General features: G+C 36.5%; 20 protein-coding genes. 1 reads left to right on the top strand and 19 read right to left on the bottom strand.

What is annotated here, in order from left to right; genetic code table 11:
- Positions 1-93: 93 nt before the first annotated feature.
- Positions 94-726: a PEP-CTERM sorting domain-containing protein gene (locus M0R36_07805; protein ID MCK9555704.1), complete on the bottom strand. Its 633-nt coding sequence runs from the start codon at positions 724-726 to the stop codon at positions 94-96.
- A gap of 250 nt (positions 727-976) precedes the next feature.
- Between M0R36_07805 and M0R36_07800 the strand changes: the two genes are divergently transcribed.
- Positions 977-1,648: a PEP-CTERM sorting domain-containing protein gene (locus tag M0R36_07800; GenBank protein ID MCK9555703.1), complete on the top strand. Its 672-nt coding sequence runs from the start codon at positions 977-979 to the stop codon at positions 1,646-1,648.
- 66 nt (positions 1,649-1,714) lie between these two features.
- Here M0R36_07800 and M0R36_07795 read toward each other — a convergent pair whose 3' ends face one another.
- From M0R36_07795 to M0R36_07710, 18 genes are all read right to left on the bottom strand, one after another.
- Positions 1,715-2,329: a PEP-CTERM sorting domain-containing protein gene (locus M0R36_07795; protein ID MCK9555702.1), complete on the bottom strand. Its 615-nt coding sequence runs from the start codon at positions 2,327-2,329 to the stop codon at positions 1,715-1,717.
- A 244-nt stretch (positions 2,330-2,573) separates the two neighbouring features.
- A complete protein-coding gene (locus M0R36_07790; protein ID MCK9555701.1) occupies positions 2,574-3,611 on the bottom strand; it encodes a LacI family transcriptional regulator in 1,038 nt (345 codons plus the stop codon).
- A 213-nt stretch (positions 3,612-3,824) separates the two neighbouring features.
- On the bottom strand, positions 3,825-4,436 hold the full coding sequence (locus M0R36_07785; GenBank protein MCK9555700.1) for a PEP-CTERM sorting domain-containing protein: 612 nt from the start codon (positions 4,434-4,436) through the stop codon (positions 3,825-3,827).
- 285 nt (positions 4,437-4,721) lie between these two features.
- Positions 4,722-5,348 (bottom strand): PEP-CTERM sorting domain-containing protein, encoded by a 627-nt coding sequence (locus M0R36_07780; GenBank protein MCK9555699.1) that lies wholly within the window; start codon positions 5,346-5,348, stop codon positions 4,722-4,724.
- A 101-nt stretch (positions 5,349-5,449) separates the two neighbouring features.
- A complete protein-coding gene (locus tag M0R36_07775) occupies positions 5,450-6,082 on the bottom strand; it encodes an EpsI family protein (protein ID MCK9555698.1) in 633 nt (210 codons plus the stop codon).
- A complete protein-coding gene (locus tag M0R36_07770) occupies positions 6,070-6,810 on the bottom strand; it encodes an exosortase/archaeosortase family protein (GenBank protein ID MCK9555697.1) in 741 nt (246 codons plus the stop codon). Before M0R36_07770 ends, M0R36_07775 begins: the two co-directional genes overlap by 13 nt.
- Positions 6,811-6,895: 85 nt before the next feature.
- The gene (locus tag M0R36_07765) at positions 6,896-7,768 is read right to left on the bottom strand and encodes a tetratricopeptide repeat protein (protein ID MCK9555696.1); all 873 of its coding nucleotides are present in this window, start codon (positions 7,766-7,768) and stop codon (positions 6,896-6,898) included.
- Positions 7,769-7,845: 77 nt separating this feature from the next.
- Positions 7,846-8,208 carry a four helix bundle protein gene (locus tag M0R36_07760; GenBank protein MCK9555695.1) on the bottom strand — a complete coding sequence of 121 codons (363 nt, stop codon included), beginning with the start codon at positions 8,206-8,208 and terminating at the stop codon, positions 7,846-7,848.
- Positions 8,209-8,255: 47 nt separating this feature from the next.
- On the bottom strand, positions 8,256-9,116 hold the full coding sequence (locus tag M0R36_07755; GenBank protein MCK9555694.1) for a hypothetical protein: 861 nt from the start codon (positions 9,114-9,116) through the stop codon (positions 8,256-8,258).
- Positions 9,117-9,421: 305 nt separating this feature from the next.
- A complete protein-coding gene (locus M0R36_07750) occupies positions 9,422-10,378 on the bottom strand; it encodes an undecaprenyl/decaprenyl-phosphate alpha-N-acetylglucosaminyl 1-phosphate transferase (GenBank protein MCK9555693.1) in 957 nt (318 codons plus the stop codon).
- Between the two features lie 92 nt (positions 10,379-10,470).
- Positions 10,471-11,613, bottom strand: coding sequence for a glycosyltransferase family 2 protein (locus M0R36_07745; protein ID MCK9555692.1), 1,143 nt, complete (start codon positions 11,611-11,613; stop codon positions 10,471-10,473).
- Between the two features lie 31 nt (positions 11,614-11,644).
- Positions 11,645-12,442, bottom strand: a complete 798-nt coding sequence (locus M0R36_07740; protein ID MCK9555691.1) for a hypothetical protein — start codon at positions 12,440-12,442, stop codon at positions 11,645-11,647.
- A gap of 9 nt (positions 12,443-12,451) precedes the next feature.
- Entirely contained in the window at positions 12,452-13,084 is a 633-nt protein-coding gene (locus M0R36_07735; protein MCK9555690.1) for a hypothetical protein, read from the bottom strand.
- A gap of 10 nt (positions 13,085-13,094) precedes the next feature.
- Positions 13,095-14,036, bottom strand: a complete 942-nt coding sequence (locus tag M0R36_07730) for a GDP-L-fucose synthase (GenBank protein MCK9555689.1) — start codon at positions 14,034-14,036, stop codon at positions 13,095-13,097.
- 1 nt (position 14,037) lies between these two features.
- On the bottom strand, positions 14,038-15,081 hold the full coding sequence (gene gmd, locus M0R36_07725; protein ID MCK9555688.1) for a GDP-mannose 4,6-dehydratase: 1,044 nt from the start codon (positions 15,079-15,081) through the stop codon (positions 14,038-14,040).
- Positions 15,082-15,121: 40 nt separating this feature from the next.
- Positions 15,122-16,828, bottom strand: coding sequence for a hypothetical protein (locus M0R36_07720; GenBank protein ID MCK9555687.1), 1,707 nt, complete (start codon positions 16,826-16,828; stop codon positions 15,122-15,124).
- The gene (locus M0R36_07715; protein ID MCK9555686.1) at positions 16,821-17,933 is read right to left on the bottom strand and encodes a glycosyltransferase family 9 protein; all 1,113 of its coding nucleotides are present in this window, start codon (positions 17,931-17,933) and stop codon (positions 16,821-16,823) included. The genes M0R36_07720 and M0R36_07715 overlap by 8 nt, the downstream gene beginning before the upstream one ends.
- Entirely contained in the window at positions 17,930-19,084 is a 1,155-nt protein-coding gene (locus M0R36_07710) for a glycosyltransferase family 4 protein (GenBank protein ID MCK9555685.1), read from the bottom strand. The genes M0R36_07715 and M0R36_07710 overlap by 4 nt, the downstream gene beginning before the upstream one ends.
- Between the last annotated feature and the right edge of the window lie 4 nt (positions 19,085-19,088).

The following is a 19,088-nucleotide window of genomic DNA, read 5'->3' as shown; positions in this document are numbered from 1 at the left end:
TAATATTATACTATGATGTTATATCTGCATCAAGACATAAAAAATGGGGAAGGGCATTTCCCCTTCCCCATACTAATGTAAAGAATCTCTGAATTACGCCCTGTTTCTCTTAAATACCAAAATACCCGCAAGGCCCAACCCGAGAAGCAATAAGCTTGCCGGCTCAGGAACTGGCTGTGTATCTGCATAGGCATCGTCAAAATAAACCGTCCCGTTCGGACTCGACGCAGTATCCCTCACCAAAACCGTGTAAGAAAGCTTTGTTGCCCCTGTAGGAGCTATTCCGCTTAAAGAAAGCGCTTCCCATCCGTTTGTTGCCGTAGTTCTGTTAGTAAGAAGCGCGCTTCCCACTGTTCCGCCGCCGTTATCCTGGAATTTTAACTCCAGAACAGCTTCGGCATTTACCAGCGCCGTGGGAATATTAATAGGCTGGTAAGCATAAAAAGTTTGTCCAGCTGTCACAGTCTCGCTTACCCACTGGCCCCAGCCTCCCCATCCTGAACCTGTAATAGTTATTTGCCCGGATGAAGAACCCGACTTTGCATTGCTGCTCTGTGTTCCTGCCACATCAGCATCCCCAAACATATGCCACCAATTATCAGGTACATTTGTTCCCTGATAATCGACCCACGATTCAAACCCGGGGTTATCAAGCATATTAGCCTGGGCTGATGCAGGAAGGACAAACAGAACACCTACGAGAACCGAAAATAAAACTTTCCTCATGTTTCCCCCTTTCCCCACATTTAAAAATGTAAACGGTTACATATTTAAGACATAAAAAACAAAGCTGGCAAAACACTTAATGTAATCGGTTACATTCATACTTAAATTCTAATGAAATTTTACCATCTGTCAAGATGAATTTATCTTTATCGACGACAAAAAATTTTACATTACCCTATTGACAAAATCAATATGCGGTGTTAGTATAGTATACCGGTTGTAAACCTGTTATATATAAAGGAGGTGTTTTATGCAGAAACTGTTTTTCACATGCTTTGCTGTGATATTCGCTGTTGCAGCACAAGCGGCAACTGCCGATGTCATCTTTGATGACTTTGAAAGCGGAATCGACTGGGTAAATAGCAGCGCTCCCAACTACTGGTGGAAATATTCGGATACCGGAGACATATTTACACCAACCCTATCTTCAAGCGGAGCCCCTCAGGGCAGCAACTATCTTGATATTCAAGCCGCTGACAATAACTATAACTACTATACCGGCGGAGCCGGACATTACAAAGAGATGGATCTCGGCGCTTATGATTCCCTGCGACTGCTGGTGAAAGGTGATTCATCCTGGGGAAGCCTGAAGATAGAGTTAAAGGAAAAAGATGGAGATATGTTCAAATACGGGGAATGGACTGAAGATGAAAGTATTTGGCTGCCGATAAACTGGACAGGATGGCAGGAAGTCATAATCCCATTTTCAGCCTTCGTGGATGACAATTCCGGCATCGGAAATAATATCTGGACAGGCGATTTCGCGTCAGCTAACTTTATTATTTCCGCTCCCGCAGGCGGAAGCGTGAGCTGGGGATTAGACAATATAGGCGCCACAAGTGTCGTTCCCGAACCAGGCACAATAGCTCTTTTCGGAGCGGGTATTGCCGGACTTTTACTGATTTCCAAAAGAAGAAGGTAGTATTTACCTTCCCCCTAAAAATGAAAAAAGCCGCTGGTTTTCAGCGGCTTTTTTCTGTTACTAAACCTATTTTTCCCTTTTCCCAGCGTAAAAACTGATTATTCCAGCAAGCCCAATACCTAAAAGGACAATACTGCCGGGTTCAGGAACAGCTTCAACCGTAAGGTCATCAAATACGCCTCTTCCGTCTCCCGAACCGTTGTTATTCATTTCCCATTTAAATGTAACCCTTGTAATACCGGTTCCGTAATCGGAAGGTTTAATCTGCGCAATAAATTCATTCCACGCGTCATCCACCATATCGGCGCCCGTGATATTTCCCGATGACCATGTTCCCACTATCGAATCATCAGCCTTCTTAAACTGGGCTTCCAGATTCGCATAAACCCCATTGCGCATACTTTCCCCGCCCGCTACATCATCATAGAGATAACCTCCGACTGTATATGTAGCATCCGGATTAATACCGTCAATATGCTGCCACCCGGAAAATGCCCACCAGCCGCCTACAGCGTGGCTGCTGCCGTTATGTCCCCAGTCATAACTCTGTGTATTTCCCTCGTTCCATGTGTCCCAACCGCTTAAATCACCGGTTTCAAACCCTCCATTGCTAAGCAGATTCGCGCTCGCAAACGTAGGTAAAAACAGGGCCAGCACCACTAATCCTACTAACTTCTTCATCCATTCACCCCCTTGTTTGGTTATTGTTTGCTCGTCACGTTTCGAGTTATTAATTCAAATTATTAGCATATAGGGTTTATGTTGTCAAGAATATTTTTTTATTACCGACGGTAAGATTTAGTATAACGTTTTTAATAATTAATCAATACGTGTTGATATATATACGTTACGATGTATAGGTACATAATAATATTAAAAAGGCATACCGATGTAGACAATTTTAAATGAGAGATGGGAAAAAGACCTACTTAGAATAAGAAGCTGTGGATTCGCGTATAACCAGTTTAGGCTTCAAGATAATATGATGAGTCTTGTGATTTTCTTCTTCATTATAGTTCACTACTAATTTTGCCGCTTCCTGCCCCATTTCAAATAACGGTTGCTTAATCGTAGTCAATCCCGGAATCAGAAAACCGGCCTGCAAATTGTCATCAAACCCAATAAGCGAAACATCTCTGGGAACAGATAAGCCCCGGGACTGCAATTTTTTCATTATGCCGATTGCCATATCATCGTTGGACGCAAAAACCGCTGAAGGGCGCTGCTTAAGCTTTAAAAACTCATCTCCCGCTTTTTCACCGCTTTCTACGGTAAAATCCCCGTCAAAAACCCATTCGGGGTTATATTTCAAATGAAACCTTTCCAAAACTTCCTTAAAAACTTCAAACCTCTCAAGGCCGTCCGGGGTATTCATATTCCCCTTTATCATGCCGATTTCCTTATGCCCCAGATCCACAAGATGTTCGATGGCCTGGTAGACTCCGTCATAATTGTCCACGCAGACATAATTCACATCTTCTTCCCCCAGATACTTATTTATAAGAACAAACGGAATGTCGTTTTTTGCCAGTGTGCGGAGATTATTCTCAATATTCTTCGTGTAATCGATATTAACAATAATCATAAGGCTGCTAAGCCATTTGCGGGTAATCTGATAGTAAGAATCCTTCTGCGCCTGATCAGTATTGAACAACATCAGGGCTTTTTCATTCTTACGGCATATATCCTGGATACCGGCCAAAATACCAAGAAAGTACGCTACCGCGAAAAAATGCGGATCTTCAGGGAAAACAGCGGCAAGAACAGGAAATTTCCTGCTTATCAGACCGCGGGCGATAAGATTGGGCTCATAGCCCAGTTTCTTTGCGGATTTAAGGATGCGCGTCCGAAGCTCCTCGCTCACATACCCCTTATTATTCATTACCAGGGATACCGTAGAATGAGCGACTCCAGCTTCTGCGGCTATATCTTTTATCGTAATGTTTTTCTTTTTTATATCCATAACAGAGCCCTGCTAAAAATGTTTTGCAATAATATATCACTATTCACGAATATGTTAAATAAAAATAAACGGGAATAAACCATATCAATCCAACAGGTAATTTAACAGGAAAAATTATTTTTTAAGAGTGGGAAGCAGAGAAAAGTGTTTATATACTTTAGAAAAAAGAAGGGCTGCCTGATACCAGTCAGCCCTTCTTATGTTAAAACAACCTTATTTCTTCTTCTTTGCCGCGAAACCTATGATTCCGAATAAGCCTAATCCTAACAACATTAAACTAGTCGGTTCAGGAACCGCCACTAAAGAGAAATTATCAAAATCTGTCGGAGCAACAGGTTCATACGGAGCATTCGACCATGTTCCAAACCTTACTCTCGCGGTTACTGCATCAGAAGGAGCTACAACCCAACCAGTATCAGCTAAATTGTATACATCCCTTGGTAAACCCTGCATATCAACTTGAAAACTACCACCCGTTGCTGTGGTTCCATTAGCTCTCAAAAACTTGACCCCTATATATGTTCCCCAAGGGCTGCCGCCTGTCCCGGAAGGAATATAAGCATATCCAGTAATATCATAAGTCATTCCACCGGTAATTGAAACATCCTGATACATACCCCCATCGTTATAGTTTCTTGCGTGCCAGGCGCCTGATTCAGGATTATCCTGAGCTTCTGCGATATTCTGATTGTAGTCAATTGTCCAGCCCGTCAGATGACCATCTTCACCGGTAAGCTCAAAATCACCGTTAACAAGCAGGTTCGCGCTTGCATAAGAACTCAATGAAAAAGCAAGCACAGCAATTATAATTGCTATTTGTTTCATCCGTTCACCCCCTTTATTCTACTAAATCGAAACGTTTCGATTTATTTAAGTATCTTTTTACCATATTATAACTATTATGTCAAGTGTAATTGTTGTTTTGTAGACGACAAATTATTTTGAAATAATATATTGTATATATCGTCACGTGTCGTTGTATCTCGTATGTATCTGGTATGCTTTGATGTATGAATTTGCGACACCGGAATGATTTTTATCTCATAACAAATTGGGCCAAAGCACGTTATGCGCTTCAGCCCAATTTCATAGGAGGTGAACTATATTACATTATTTTCTTTTTCTTGCCGCAAAACCGATTAAACCGAGAAGCCCTGCCCCAAGCATAATCAAACTGCCGGGTTCAGGAACAACATTTATATCATCAACAAATAAATTGCCCGACCATGTTGATGCTCCGCCATCACCGATATGAACTCCGATTGCCCTGACATCACTTAGGTTGGGAATACCGGCTAAATTCAACGTTAGTTCATGCCATGTATTCGCTGTTTCAAGATTAATCCAGTCACCCATAGAGGTTGTCCACCCGGCACCTGTCTTGATATGCAATCTGGCGCCGATACCATAACCCGGACCGCCCACATTATGAATAGGGTTTGTATCAACCTGGACATAACCCTTAATTAATGAATAAGAGCTTAAATCCTGAGGCGTTGCATACATTAAATTCAACGCGCCGCCGCTGCCATCTGCCTGCAATGCTACCGCGCTTGTAATAACTCCACCGCCATTACCTGTGTGATCCATAGAGCCGGACCAGGCGGGATCAGCCGTAATACCTGTTCCCCATCCGCTGTCATGCGTCCAACCTTCTGTTCCGGAATCAAAGCTGAAAGCGCTGACGCTTGTGGCAATCAACAAGCTTGTTACTACTAACAAGAGCTTCTTTAACATGAATTCCTCCTTTTCTATACTTGTATGGTTGACTATCAACTTATTGAATAAAAAAAAGATTTGTCAATACTTACCTTATTTTTTGTGATTTGTCAAGTAGCTTAATAGTAATCTCTTAAAACCGGTAAGATATCTATAAGAAAATCGTAGAGGATTTTATACGTTTCCTCTTCATTATCATTTACAATGACCGAAGAAACCCTTATAAGAGCTCCTTTGCTTTTTCTATACTTTATCTGATCTAATACAAGATAGAATTGTTGTTTGTAGTAACTCGCCATTTCCCTATCCCCTGCCATATACCAATATAAAACTAATTGTTTAGTGTTTTTAGTGTTAAAAATCCTCTTATTAACCTCGAGTTTTCTTCCGTTTAAATCCAAAGTAATTTCATCTTTTGATAACAATTCCGTTTGTCCACTGCCAAGATAACAATTTTCGGGGGGATGAAAGCTTAACCTGTTGTCCTCTCCATATACAATCGAAAACCAAACTTTTTTATTTTGTTGGCTTGTAAAAACGGTCAAAAGCACTTTATCGGTTTCAAGTATATCTACAACCATTTGATCGACATCTTCTTTAGCGCCTTGCCAGTCCTTGACTTTCAGAGGAAAATCCATTATTTTTCCCTCTGTAGGAGGCAGAGTTTTTCGTAAATAAAGAATCATTATCGCGACTGCAAACAACGATAAAATTACTATAAGAATTATTTGTTTCTTTCCTAACTTTTCCATGAAAGCATATTTTCCACAATCTTTAATCCTAAAAACGCAAAAATAAAAACAAGAAACCCGGAAAAATCATGAAACCAGCCGGTCGCCGTTTCGGAACCCCATCCCCTGGCAACCCAAAGCAATAAAACCACACGTATTATATTCGATAAAAGTGCAAGAGGAATAGAAGAAACAAATAAGATTATTTTTCTCGTATTAGACAGGTCAACAATATAAGCATACAAAGAACCAAGCGCTGTGAGAGAAATCAGGCTTCTTAAGCCGCTGCACGGACTTCCTATCATAAGCGATGTATTCTGTAGTATTACCTCACTGCCTTCTCTTTCCGCATGAATTCCTAATATATTTATTATACAAGTAGCTATCTGCGCAACGAATATCTTTAACTTAAAACTTATGTTATCAATAACCAATATAGGTAAAGGTATCATAAAAACCAAAAAACATAAGGGAAACCAAAGTTCTTTTAAAATTCTATTTCCAAATACGTAAAGTATGAGACCTATCAAAGTAAAAATCATTGAAAATCCTGATATAAAAAAAATCTTCCATGTATATGAAAGAAGATGAATAAGAAGGCTTCCCAAAATTATTACAATTCCCACTTTATTAGACTCATATGATTCCTTGAATATATTTTTTTTCCTCCACACGAGAAAAATTACAACAAATGGAACAAGGAATCCGTGAGAATAATACGTGCCTGTAGCAACAAACCTTGCTTTCATCCAGACAAATGTGGGCCAATAAATTATACAAAATAAAAGACCTATTACACATAAAAATATTGGAAATTTTTTCACTAAAACACCCTCAATTCTTACCCGATGTAAGAGTTGTAATTTTTTCTTCTATTAATTCCCTGGCTCCTATCTGAGGAAATTTTTCAAGCAGTTCTTTCAGGATTTCAGCGCCTTTTTCAGGTTCATTCAACTGATTAACATAAATGCCGGCCATTGTGTTCAATGACTCGGCGGCAACAGGAGTGCCGGGATATGAAGAGGCAAGCTTTCTCAGATTTTCGAGAACCTCATTCCATTTCTGCTGTTCAATCAGGGCGGCAACTGTGAAATTCTGCGCCGTAAGAGCCGCAAAAGTGTTGGGATGTTCTTCTATTATCTTTGAATAACGGCTTATGGCATCTTTATAAGCATTTTGAGCTTTCTGTTCCAATCCCTTGGTTTTATAATACTGCGCTATATAAAGAGGAACCTGGAATGCCGCATACGTATTGGGATAATCGGAAACTATTTTGTTGTAATTTTCAAGGGCCTTATCCCACTTGTTATCAAACTCATATATTTTTCCGATAGCGAATAACGCGCCGGCGCACGAATTCTGGTCATTGGGGAAATGTTTCAAAACTTTTTCGTATTCCGTCTTTGCCTTCACGGAATCATTCTGCATAGCGTAAAGCTGCCCTATCGTCAACTGCGCTCTCGGCGCAAAGGCCCAGCGGGGAAATTTAAAAACAATTTTCTGATAAGCGACTATAATATTTTCATAGTCCTGCGGCTTTGTGTTTTGCGGGTCTTTAAGCAGCTGGACATACATTTTATTGGCTTTCCAATAAAGTTTTTCCGCCTCGTAATCTCCGCCGCCGCAGCCAATCACAAACAACACGGACACTATAAACAACCCGTATAATATTTTCCCGTAATACCTTTTCTTATTATCTGTTTTCATAAACCCCCATCCTATTATAAATTCAAAATCCTAATATCAAAATTCTAAATAAATTCTAAACTCAAATATCCTAAACATTATTTTGTTTTCTCTACTATTGAACCAAATATTTTGGTAAGTTCCAGTGCTTCCTGAACTAATCTTTTTCTCTCCTTTTCTAAATTGTCAGTATTAGCTCTAATAAGCTTTAACCAATAACAACTTTCCTTTGCTTCTTTACGGGATATTTTTATTCTCATTGCAAAATCTTTTTTACTTAAAGATTCATTAGATTCAATGTAGTTTGCCCCTACAGAACCTGAAGATCTTATCAACTGCTTTCCATCTTCCATATTAGCTAAAGTCTGCGGCAATTCCCTAACAAAATTTCTAACTTCTCTTGCAAATTCCAATGTTCTTTCTTCCAAGTCATATTGTTTTGAATTTTGAGTTTTAATCATTTTAGTTTGTTTAGTATTTCGTGCTTAGAATTTAGAATTTATCTGTATTATTCTCCATTTGTTTCTTTTGCAAGTATATAAAGATTCGTGATAGCGCATATTACAAAAAAATCGGTAAACATCACCAAAACAATCCCAAATGCTATTACCCCTACACTTAACTCAGGAACATGTTTAACAAAAAAAGGAATCATATAACCCCTTGCAAGAATATAGCCTACCTCCAGTAAGCGCGGCGCCGCGACTAAAATAAGCGACGCGATAAAAACCCGTTTAGATAAACCAAAACTGTTTTTCAGAGACGCAAAATATTTCTTTTTATCTATTATTGCCGCAGGATAAGCATAAACAAGCAGGGCTTCAATTATTATTACCAAAATAAATCCGGAATAAAAGAATATCCTGAGCAATATCAATGTTATCGGTTTGGCTCCAAGGAACTTAACAAGCATAATAGCGGGAACCTTCAAGATTATAAAACTCAACACAAAAAGCGTAGCCCATATGCCTATAAGCGTCAGGTAACGCCTGACGGATTTATTGAAACTTCCGGCAGGCCTCGGCAGAACATTACCGGAATTCGCCTGGTAAATAAGATTGACAGCCATTCCGAACATAATTATGCCTACCGTAGCCATAATAAGAATCTGGAAATAATAAAAAAGTTCGGGCAGGACAAGAAAATTCGAAGGATAATGAAGGAACTTCTCACCCTTAAAATTTCTTATGGGCGAAGCGAAAAACAATGACCACGGTTTCCTGGGAAAATAGTATAACACCGCAAGGGCCAACGCATTACAAATCGCCGTGATAAAGAAAGGCAGTAATATTACCGGGTATTTACGGGCCATTTTTACGGACATAGACCAAACAGATTTTGAGATATTAAAAGCTTCTTTAATTGACATAATTTATCTCCCCTGGGGGTTAGTTATTAACCCGCCATAGGCGGGCAAGATTACTAAGTTATTAAGCAAATCAATAATCTCATACTTTTATAGCTTTATATAATACCATAATATAATCAATTTTAGAAAATAGATAACTCGCTTGCTTGAGGTAGGCAAGGAAAAGACTTCTTAGACTTTGTTTTCAAGTATACTTTTTCCTTCTCGCCATCTGTGTCAATTTGTGTTATCTGTGGTTACAACTTTCCTTTATTTTTTTTCTTTTTACCTCACTATTCGTTTTTCGGATTTTACACTTTTACAAATTATCTAAAATTCAGGAATCCTGATTTTCTTATCCAGTCAACAGTAACAGCAACAACAAGTATCAAGGCAATAACGGCAAATATCCCTTTAAAGCCGGTAAAGCTGAGGGAAATCATCCCGAAACAGCATGACAGGAAATACATGGATAAGACGACTTTTCTCTGTGATTTCCTTTCGGTAAGCATATGGTGATGGATATGTTCTTTATCGGCGTGAAAAATATGCCTGCCACGGGCTATTCTCCTGAGTATAGCAAGACCTGTATCTATAATAGGAAGCCCCAGCGCTATCACGGGAATTATAAGCGTTATCAGGGTTTGGGTTTTGCTGTATCCGGCAATAGCAATTACCGCAAGGATAAGGCCTAGAAACATACTACCCGTATTGCCCATAAATATTTTCGCCGGGTTAAAATTAAACGGCAAAAAACCGATACAAGCGCCGCAAAGCGCAAGGGATATCACTGCAGCTGTTATATTCCCCTGTTTTAAAGAAGACAAAAAAAGAAAAAAAGCTATAATTCCGCTGACACCGCACGCCAGGCCGTCCAAACCGTCAAGAAAATTTATGGCATTAATCATTCCCACTATCCATAAAACAGTAATAATGTAACCGAAAATACCAAGGGATATTTTATCTCCGAACGGATTTGTTATTTCCTCTATGCAGAAACCCGAAATGATAAGTATTATCGCAACAAGTATCTGGACATAAATTTTAAACTTTGCCTTTAATCCTTTAAAGTCGTCGATAATGCCAAGGGCAACCAACACAAAAGACGCGATTATCATTCCCCAAAACTTACTATAGAAATTTTCGATGGCGTTTGGAAAATATACCTCACAGACCGCCAAGGCGGCAAAAAAACCAAACACCATGGCTATGCCGCCCATTGTGGGCATATTTTTCTGGTGCACCTTTCTGTGTCCGGGCTTATCAAATAAATGATATTTCACTGCAAACTTTATCACTAATGGACACAGCAATAATGAGACCAAAATTGAGGACAGAAATACGTATACAAATATAGGTAACTCGCTAAGCAATTTTAACTCCTTGATGTTTGGGCTTTTTCCCAGACTTTTGTTTCCCCTCCCTTTAAATATCTGAATAACGCCAACAGAGCTGTTGCATTAACCATGCAGAAGTAAAATGGGATATAGAATAGTTTTATCCTACTTCCCCATTTTTGAGAGAAATAGCCAATAAAGGCAAATACATAAAATATCACCTGGGAAAGTAGCAATATCTGATAAAACTTAATGTTAGCAAGAAATAAGTTAGATATAAACATAGCTATAAGGAAAAAAGGAATTATCCACCGTAGAAATTTATGGAATAAAAACTCAAATATACGCAAGGGGCCCGATGACAAAATAATGTCCCACAATCTAAAAGTTGCCTTCCATCCCTGTGAAATAATACGCACTTTTTGATCAAACTGGTCTTTAAATCTGGAACTTACCTTTTCATAAGCAATTGCATCCGGCTCGTAAACTACTTTGAATCCCTGTTTATACACCCTCATAGGATTAACAAAATCATCGGCTAAATCTTCATCAATCTGCGAATAAAGCTCTCTCTTTATCGCATAGATTGAGCCGTTGGTAACCAGCAGCGAACCAAGTTTACTCTCTTTTTCTTTTAAAAACTTTTCATATTTCCAATATAAATTTTCTCCCGCCTCAACAGAAGTAAGATCTTTAAGTGTATATTTAAGTTCACCGCACACACATCCTACTTTTTTATCTGCAAAATTTCTTACTAAATTTATGATCGCATTCTCTTCATATATAGAATTGGCATCGCTAAAAATCAATATTTCATTCTTTGATTGCGAAACAGCCTTGTTTAAAGCTGCTATTTTACCTCCTCTCTCTTCCCGTTCGATAATCTTCAACCCTTTATTTATATAGTTTAAAGCAATATCCTTGCTTTTATCAGTACATCCATCTAACGCTAGAATGATTTCAAGTTTTTCTTTTGGATATTCAAGAAAAAAACTATTTTCAATCTTCTGACGTATTACCGCCTGTTCATTATAAGCTGGTATTATAAGAGTTACAGAAGGGCTAATATTTCCTGTTTTTATTATCTCCTTTTTCAAAAAAACTAAAACACTTAAAACAACAGGATACCCAAAGTAAATAAAAATAATTAAAGCAAGAAGAATCAAAAAAGCTATTTGCATTTTTTCCCTTTTAATGTGAGCTTGATATTATTCACTTTATTTTATAGTCATACTTTCCATTTAATACGATGTCTTTTATTCTTCTTCTATATCTGGCAGGAAACATATTCAATAAACCTGATCGTAAATATTTAAAGTAAGACAATATTGTTTCGGGGCAATTCATTTTTTCTCTTTTGGTTAAATCAATGTTAATTCCTAATCTTTTAAATTTCCTAATTGCAGATCTCTGCCATTTAGCCTTAACCACACAATTGATAACAGGGAAATAATGACTCCATGTAGAGTAAAACCCCTCATATACATCAGATCTGACAGACCCATAAACTTCGAAATCCCATGCGCTCTCACCTTGTTTCAACAAATCCAATAAAACGTTTTTCTTCCAAACAGACAAAACTGTAGAGGTCCTATAAATTGTACCTTTAGAAACACTGCCTACTAATTCATTATAAGGGCTATCGGGCTTTTGTGTGGGATTCATTCTTATATAATTGGGATTCGATTTTAAAATCCACTTGAAAATTTCCAATACCTTACTTGCATTGACAAAATCATATAAAAAAAGATCATCTATAAACAAAAATATATATTTTTCATCTAATTCAAGTATGGCTTTGCGCAGATTATCTGACCAGGATATATCTTTCCCAATCAGCAAATTTTTAACTCGAGGGAAGCTTGTACAAATCTCATTAGTAAGCAGATAAACATTGGTAGGGCAATCGGGCCAGAATTGCCAGAATAACTGAAAAAAGGGTTTCCATAAATCAGCATACTTATCACAAGACACAACAAGTACAGCAAATGTTCTTTCAATATCATTCATTTAAGTGCCTTATTTGGGGCAAATACTGATAATATCGTTTTCAACTTCAAAAATACAATTTGGATAATTTTTGTAAGCAAGTTCCATAATGTGTTTAATTTGGGGTCGTCCATCACACCCATCAAACATTCGAGCATCATCTATCAATATCACATGATTCCGTATTGAATGACCGAAAATATATTGCAGCTCTTTTATTATAGGATATTCCAAAGAACCTTTTGTTGTAATTCCCCCAGAATAATGAGCATCAAGCCAAAATAATATCGGCTTATACAATGTTTTTAGTATTTGGGGAAGAATATCAGAAGTATCACCATGAAAAATAGAAATGTTTGAGTATTTCAAAAATCTGCTCTTTGCCTTTTTGTATAAATGCTCATCCATTTCTATAGAATAAATAGTTTTAAATAAGCGTCTCATAGCAAATATCATATCGCCCAGATATGTGCCAGTCTCAACTAATGTATCTACCGTAAATTTATTCGCATATTTTCTAAGTGTTCTTTGTTTTACTAAATGTGGAGGTGGAATAGGCTTGCCTTTCAATACCCATCCAACAAGAGAGATTATTTCACAACTTCTCCTGATAAAATAAAAAAACGGTATTTCTATAAGATATTTTTTTATTTCATTTTTCATGTTTTATCTTCTAATTATTTCGATTAGAAAAATACCAATCTATTGTTTTTTTTAAACCTTCTCTTAAATTTGTATTAGATTTAAATCCAAACTCACGAAAAGCACTCGAAGTGTCAAGCATTCTTCTTGGTTGTCCATCAGGCTTTTTAACATCCCATATAATCTTGCCTCTAAACCCAGTAAGCTCTGCAATTAAATTGACTAGTTCTTTGATCGAAATCTCAAAACCTGCGCCAATATTAACGGGATCGGGCTTGTTATATTTTTCAGCTGCCATAAGAATTGCTTCTGCGCAGTCTTCAACATATAAAAACTCTCTGCTCGCCTTTCCTGTTCCCCAAACAATTATTTCTTTCTTCTCCTGTCTAATCGCATCAAAACACTTTTTTATTAAGGCGGGAATTACATGAGATATTTCAGGACTAAAATTGTCCCTAGGACCATACAAATTAACCGGCAATAAATAGATTGCGTTGAAACCATATTGCCGACAATAAGCTTGCGTTTGTACTAATTGTATTTTCTTTGCCAATCCATAAGGGGCATTGGTTTCTTCAGGATAACCATCCCATAAATTCTCTTCTCTAAACGGCACGGGGGTGTATTTAGGATAAGAACATATTGTTCCAAGCGCAACAAATTTTTTGACACCAGCTCTCCAGCTTTCATGAATTAATTGAATACCCATAATCGCGTTATCATAAAAGAATTTTGCCGGATTTTTACTATTAGCCCCAATTCCTCCAACAACAGCAGCTAAATGTATTACAATGTCTTTCCCTATTACAACCTTTGCACAATTTTCTTTTTCTCTTAAATCACAATCTTTCATTTTCGGAATCTCTATATTTTCCCGATTTACGCCTCTTTCTATCAATTTATCTACAACGTAACCACCAAGAAAACCAGAACCACCTGTTACCAAAACTTTTTTATTTATCCAAAAATTCATTTTAATCTGCCTTCCACCACCTATCAGGTAATTTAACTTTTAATATTTGCTCTCCTTCTCCAATTGGCCTAAGTCTCTTTCTCCGCATATCTGAATCAAGCATTATTTTGACCAAATCTTTAAATGTAATTTTAGGATTCCACTTTATCTTTTCCTTAGCTTTACTTGCGTCAGCAATAAGCTCTATAACTTCTGTTGGACGAAAATACCTTGAATCAATTCTTACATATTTTTCCCAATCTAAACCAACATAGGAAAATGCTTCTTGCACAAATTCTTTCACTGAATGAGCTTCCCCACACCCTATAACAAAATCGTCCGGGTTTTCAAGCTGAAGTATATTATACATTGCTTCCACATATTCAGGAGCATATCCCCAATCCCGTTTGGCATCAAGATTTCCCAAATATAGATAGTCCTGCTTCTTTGCTAGAATTGCCGCAACGGCTCTTGATATCTTGCGGGTAACAAAGGTTTCACCCCGACGAGGAGATTCATGATTAAATAAGATCCCATTAGAAGCAAAAACATTATATCCATCACAATAATTTTTCGCTGTCCAATATGCGTAAAGTTTTGCGCAGGCATAAGGACTTTGAGGTTTAAATGGAGTTGTTTCACTTTGTGGTGATTTAGCTGCCCCAAACATTTCACTACTAGAAGCTTGATAAAATTTAATGTTTTTTTTACTTCTTCTTATTGCTTCCAGGATTCTCGTTGTGCCCAACGCAGTTACATCTCCAGTATATTCCGCCAAATCGAAACTAACACGGACGTGGCTTTGAGCTGCCAGATGATATACTTCGTCAGGTTCTATATTATAAATAATATTTGAAATTTGCTCTCCATTTGACAGGTCTCCATAATAAAGAAACATTTTTACTTTAGGATTATGAGCATCTTTATATATATGATCTATCCTCCCTGTATTAAAGGTGCTTGCCCTACGAATAATCCCATGAACTTCATAACCTTTACTCAAAAGGAATTCAGCCAGATACGAGCCATCTTGACCGGTTACACCCGTAATTAACGCTTTTTTCACCTTGCACACCTCCATAAAACTATCTATTTATAATCTCTGCTTACCACATTAAGCTTGCGGCATATTTTATATTGCTGAAATTTTTATCCAGTCCATTCCAAGATGTTGCAATCATCCCCAAGCATCCTTTTTTCTTATTTGCAATTTCGACCCAGCTTTCAATGTTTTCTTTGTCTTTCCAAGATGAAACCAAATATTGAAACCCTTTTTTCTCAAAATAAGCAGGGCTTTGCTTCATTTTTCCTAAACCATCATTGGATTTATACCACCATACTATAATAATTATGTCTTTGGGAATCATATTTATAGTCGGAGCTGTTTTCCCTGGAATACCACCATATTTCACCTGATAATTCTCATCTCCACCATTATGCCATGGATTAATCATATCATCCCATATCATCAATTTTATCTCTGGATTTATCCCCTTAATAAATCCATACATATTATTTATATCATCAGCTAATAATTCTGCGTTTGTTAAATTTCTCCTTTTGCAACGACTATCCTTATTCATTCCTCCAATTTCGCTATATCCCAAGTCAATATATTTAGGATTTAATAATTCAATCGTATTTTTAATGGCAGAAAACATAACTTGCCGAGCTTCTTCAGAAGACAGACAATATGGAATATTCCAAGGTGCATACGAAGCACATTTATTTTCAACGTAATCATAACTTATCAAGACTTCATCACCGTTTTTAATATCTCCATTTGAAATTTTTGCTATTTCAGTCGGCTGATTGGTCATATCGTATGGATATGATATAACACCATCAATTATTCTATAGTCTATATCTTTTTTATATATTTTACTCTTTTCTAAATTCGTAATTTCTATATCTGTTTCCTTTGTCCTTATAACATTAACGAGATTATGCCCTGTTGCTTTTATTGGGATGGCTTTATCATTTACAAATTTATAATGTTCATCAGTAATCCACACTCCTTCAGCAAGATGGGGATTTAGAGCTAACATAGGATATGCAGATCCAAGAGCGGCCACTTCCGGAACAGGCTCAATAAATCTCTCCCGGGCATAATTAAAAATTTCTTTAATTTGTTTTCTAAAACTTACCTGTTCTAAATTAAAATAATTTTTATCACTAAATATTACAGTATTAATTTTCATGGATGCCATCATATCAATTTGATCTTCTATCTTATTATAATCTATGTTCAGGATATGAACTCCTCTTAACTTGAGTTTGGGATAATCTATAATCTTAAGACCGGGAACTTTCAAATGTTCATTCTCAAAAGCAATCAACTGAAGAAAACTTGTAACTCCATAAAAAAGCCCTCTGGATTTATTAGCAATAACAACAACAGAATCAGAAGAAATATCTAATAGGTAACCTTCATCCCCGATTTCAGGAGGAATTATTATATTTCTTTCTTTAACAAGCTGCTTAATAAAATCCTCATTTGTTAATCCGAGAAAAATATTTTTTCCAAAAAGCGGGTTTAAGCTACCTTCAATGGATATAGCGTGGAGATTTTTGGGGGATAATTTTTCGCTTAAATATTTAGCGCAAAATAAATTATTTTCATTAGAAGTGTCTACAACTATGCTCCAATTCTCATCTAAAACTACATCAAAATCTTTTAATTCTACAGAAAAAGGCGTAGGCACAATAAGAATTTTTTCTTTCGCCTCAATCATATCGCAATAAAAGAATGTACTTATAAGAATAGTAAAAAATTGAAAGATTATAGATGCTACTTTTATTTTTTTATTCATTCTTTAATTCCTCATTTTCTCCAGAAATAAGATATTCCACAGCCTTTAGTACATCTCCAACAGAAATTAATTTCATGCATTCGTAATTATTTCGCATACACTTAAATTTGCGCCTTACTACACCACGCCCTAATTTCGCACATTCTAGAGTTCCATGAAGATGCGGATAGTAACAAGGGCTGCAATCCAAATTTGATCTTACAATTATATATTTTCTACCATATGGAGAATGTATCCGAGGGTCGGTATCTCCAAAAAGCCCTATTGTAGGAGTTTCTACTGAAGTTGCGATATGCATAAGACCAGAATTATTACCAATAAATAAAGAAGCACTTTCTATCATAGCAGCTACTGTTTTTAACGGAGCACCAACCATTGCCAATAAAGGTTTTTTTACTCCCTTTTCAATTTCATTTGCAATATTTTTTTCATTCGCTGCGACAAGAAGTATTATTGTTGCATTAAACATCTCAACTAAATTATTAGCAAGTTCTATAAATCTATCTATAGGCCATCTTCTCGATTCTGCGCATGCTGTAGGATGAATACACACGGTAAAATCTCTATCTGCTATATGATTTATTTTCCTTAATTCTTTTACAAACTCTTTATGTTTACCTTCTAATGGGAAAAACAATTTTCTGTTACTTATATCGGGGTTCAATTTCAACGGTTTTAGAAGATCCAAATTCATTTCAACTGCATGTTTAACTTCAGATACCTTAATTTTATTTGTAAACAGAAAAGGAAATTTTCTTAAAGGCCATACATCCTGTCCAATTCTTATTTTTGCTCCAGATATATACCCTGCAAGTGCAGAACGCAACCCTGTTGGATAAGAACAAATAGATAAATCGTAATGTTTCCTCGATAAATATCTCAATAATTTAAATATTCTAAAAATATTTTTATTTTCATGCTTAAAAACTATTAGTTCATCAATATTGGGATTACCCAGAACTACATCTTTTGCTTTATTAGAAATTAAAATAGAAATTTCTGCTTTAGGATATCCTTTCCGCAACAAAGATAATGCTGGGGTAAGCAACAACAAATCCCCGATGCCTTGCAAGCAGATCACTAGTATTTTATTTATTCGACTCATAGATTCATTAGTTCCAAATAAACTTCCTCATATTTCTTCACCATTTCATCAACTAAAAATTTCTTATGAAACACTATTTTGGCATTTTCCGCCATTAATCTCGATGCATCTCTTTCGGTTAAGAGCTTGCCAATTCCTTCCTGCATCTCTAATATATTTCCTGGTTCTACTAGAATACCAGTTATATTATTCTCTATTATATCAGGGATACCCCCGGTTCTAGTGGCCACTATAGGAATACCCATTGCCATTGCTTCAATCAAAGCTATTCCAAAACCCTCCCATAATGAGGGAAAAACAAAAACATCCATAATCGATAAGTATTTGGCAACTTCTAGCACAAATCCAGTAAAAAGCACTCTATCTTTAATACCTAATTTTTCCGAATAGTTAATTAGTTTTTGTTTAAGATTACCTTCACCAACAATAATAATTTTAGTCTTGGGATACTTTTTTATTATATTAGTAAAAGCTTGTAATAAATATTTATGTCCTTTTTCAGAAGTCAAACGACCCACTGTTCCTATAATTTTCATACCAGGTTTAATATTCAAACTTCTCCTGGTTTTGGCAGAATCAACTGAGCAAAATTCAGCGGAATCAATACCATTATAAATTAATGCTATTTTCTCAAGGGGACATTTTTGAGCAATAAGTTTATCCCTAATATTAGTTGATATAACAATGACTTTGTCAAATTTCTGCCTTACAAAAGAATCTATTTTTTCATAAACAAATGCCTTCCGATCTAATTTGCTATTTTTGAATGTCAACCCAAAACCCAACCACCCACCAATACGGGCAATTTTTTTTACATTGGTAAAAACTGTGGCAAGCCACCCCATAAAATTACTTTTATATTCATAGGTTTGCAAAATATTAATTGAATATTTCTTTAGTAACCTTCTTAAAAGAAGAACAGATTTTATATCAAGACACCACCGAAAATTTATCACTTCTACTCTTCCTCCTAATTTAGTTACTTCTGTTGTTAATAAGCAGTCTTTACAATTAGGATCCCCCACACAAAATACAATGTGTTTAAATCTTCTGTTGTCTGATCTCGATATTATAGACAGAACTATTTTGTCTGAACCGGATAATTGATCCCTACGAGGAGATGTTAAATGTGCTATATTTATCTTATTCACTTCT

This window comes from bacterium (assembly GCA_023228325.1).
Lineage (GTDB): Bacteria > Auribacterota > UBA6266 > UBA6266 > UBA6266 > UBA6266.
This window is presented reverse-complemented; position numbering and strand designations above follow the sequence as displayed.

Excerpts from the sequence above, each read along its gene's own strand:
- M0R36_07715 (MCK9555686.1), bottom strand. The coding sequence starts at position 17,933 with ATGAGTCGAATAAATAAAATACTAGTGATCTGCTTGCAAGGCATCGGG.
- M0R36_07770 (MCK9555697.1), bottom strand. The coding sequence starts at position 6,810 with ATGAAAGCAAGGTTTGTTGCTACAGGCACGTATTATTCTCACGGATTC.
- M0R36_07780 (MCK9555699.1), bottom strand. The coding sequence starts at position 5,348 with ATGTTAAAGAAGCTCTTGTTAGTAGTAACAAGCTTGTTGATTGCCACA.
- M0R36_07765 (MCK9555696.1), bottom strand. The coding sequence starts at position 7,768 with ATGAAAACAGATAATAAGAAAAGGTATTACGGGAAAATATTATACGGG.
- M0R36_07740 (MCK9555691.1), bottom strand. The coding sequence starts at position 12,442 with ATGAATGATATTGAAAGAACATTTGCTGTACTTGTTGTGTCTTGTGAT.
- M0R36_07735 (MCK9555690.1), bottom strand. The coding sequence starts at position 13,084 with ATGAAAAATGAAATAAAAAAATATCTTATAGAAATACCGTTTTTTTAT.
- M0R36_07720 (MCK9555687.1), bottom strand. The coding sequence starts at position 16,828 with ATGAATAAAAAAATAAAAGTAGCATCTATAATCTTTCAATTTTTTACT.
- M0R36_07795 (MCK9555702.1), bottom strand. The coding sequence starts at position 2,329 with ATGAAGAAGTTAGTAGGATTAGTGGTGCTGGCCCTGTTTTTACCTACG.
- M0R36_07785 (MCK9555700.1), bottom strand. The coding sequence starts at position 4,436 with ATGAAACAAATAGCAATTATAATTGCTGTGCTTGCTTTTTCATTGAGT.
- M0R36_07755 (MCK9555694.1), bottom strand. The coding sequence starts at position 9,116 with ATGTCAATTAAAGAAGCTTTTAATATCTCAAAATCTGTTTGGTCTATG.
- M0R36_07775 (MCK9555698.1), bottom strand. The coding sequence starts at position 6,082 with ATGGAAAAGTTAGGAAAGAAACAAATAATTCTTATAGTAATTTTATCG.
- M0R36_07730 (MCK9555689.1), bottom strand. The coding sequence starts at position 14,036 with ATGAATTTTTGGATAAATAAAAAAGTTTTGGTAACAGGTGGTTCTGGT.
- M0R36_07805 (MCK9555704.1), bottom strand. The coding sequence starts at position 726 with ATGAGGAAAGTTTTATTTTCGGTTCTCGTAGGTGTTCTGTTTGTCCTT.
- M0R36_07800 (MCK9555703.1), top strand. The coding sequence starts at position 977 with ATGCAGAAACTGTTTTTCACATGCTTTGCTGTGATATTCGCTGTTGCA.
- M0R36_07760 (MCK9555695.1), bottom strand. The coding sequence starts at position 8,208 with ATGATTAAAACTCAAAATTCAAAACAATATGACTTGGAAGAAAGAACA.
- M0R36_07790 (MCK9555701.1), bottom strand. The coding sequence starts at position 3,611 with ATGGATATAAAAAAGAAAAACATTACGATAAAAGATATAGCCGCAGAA.
- M0R36_07745 (MCK9555692.1), bottom strand. The coding sequence starts at position 11,613 with ATGCAAATAGCTTTTTTGATTCTTCTTGCTTTAATTATTTTTATTTAC.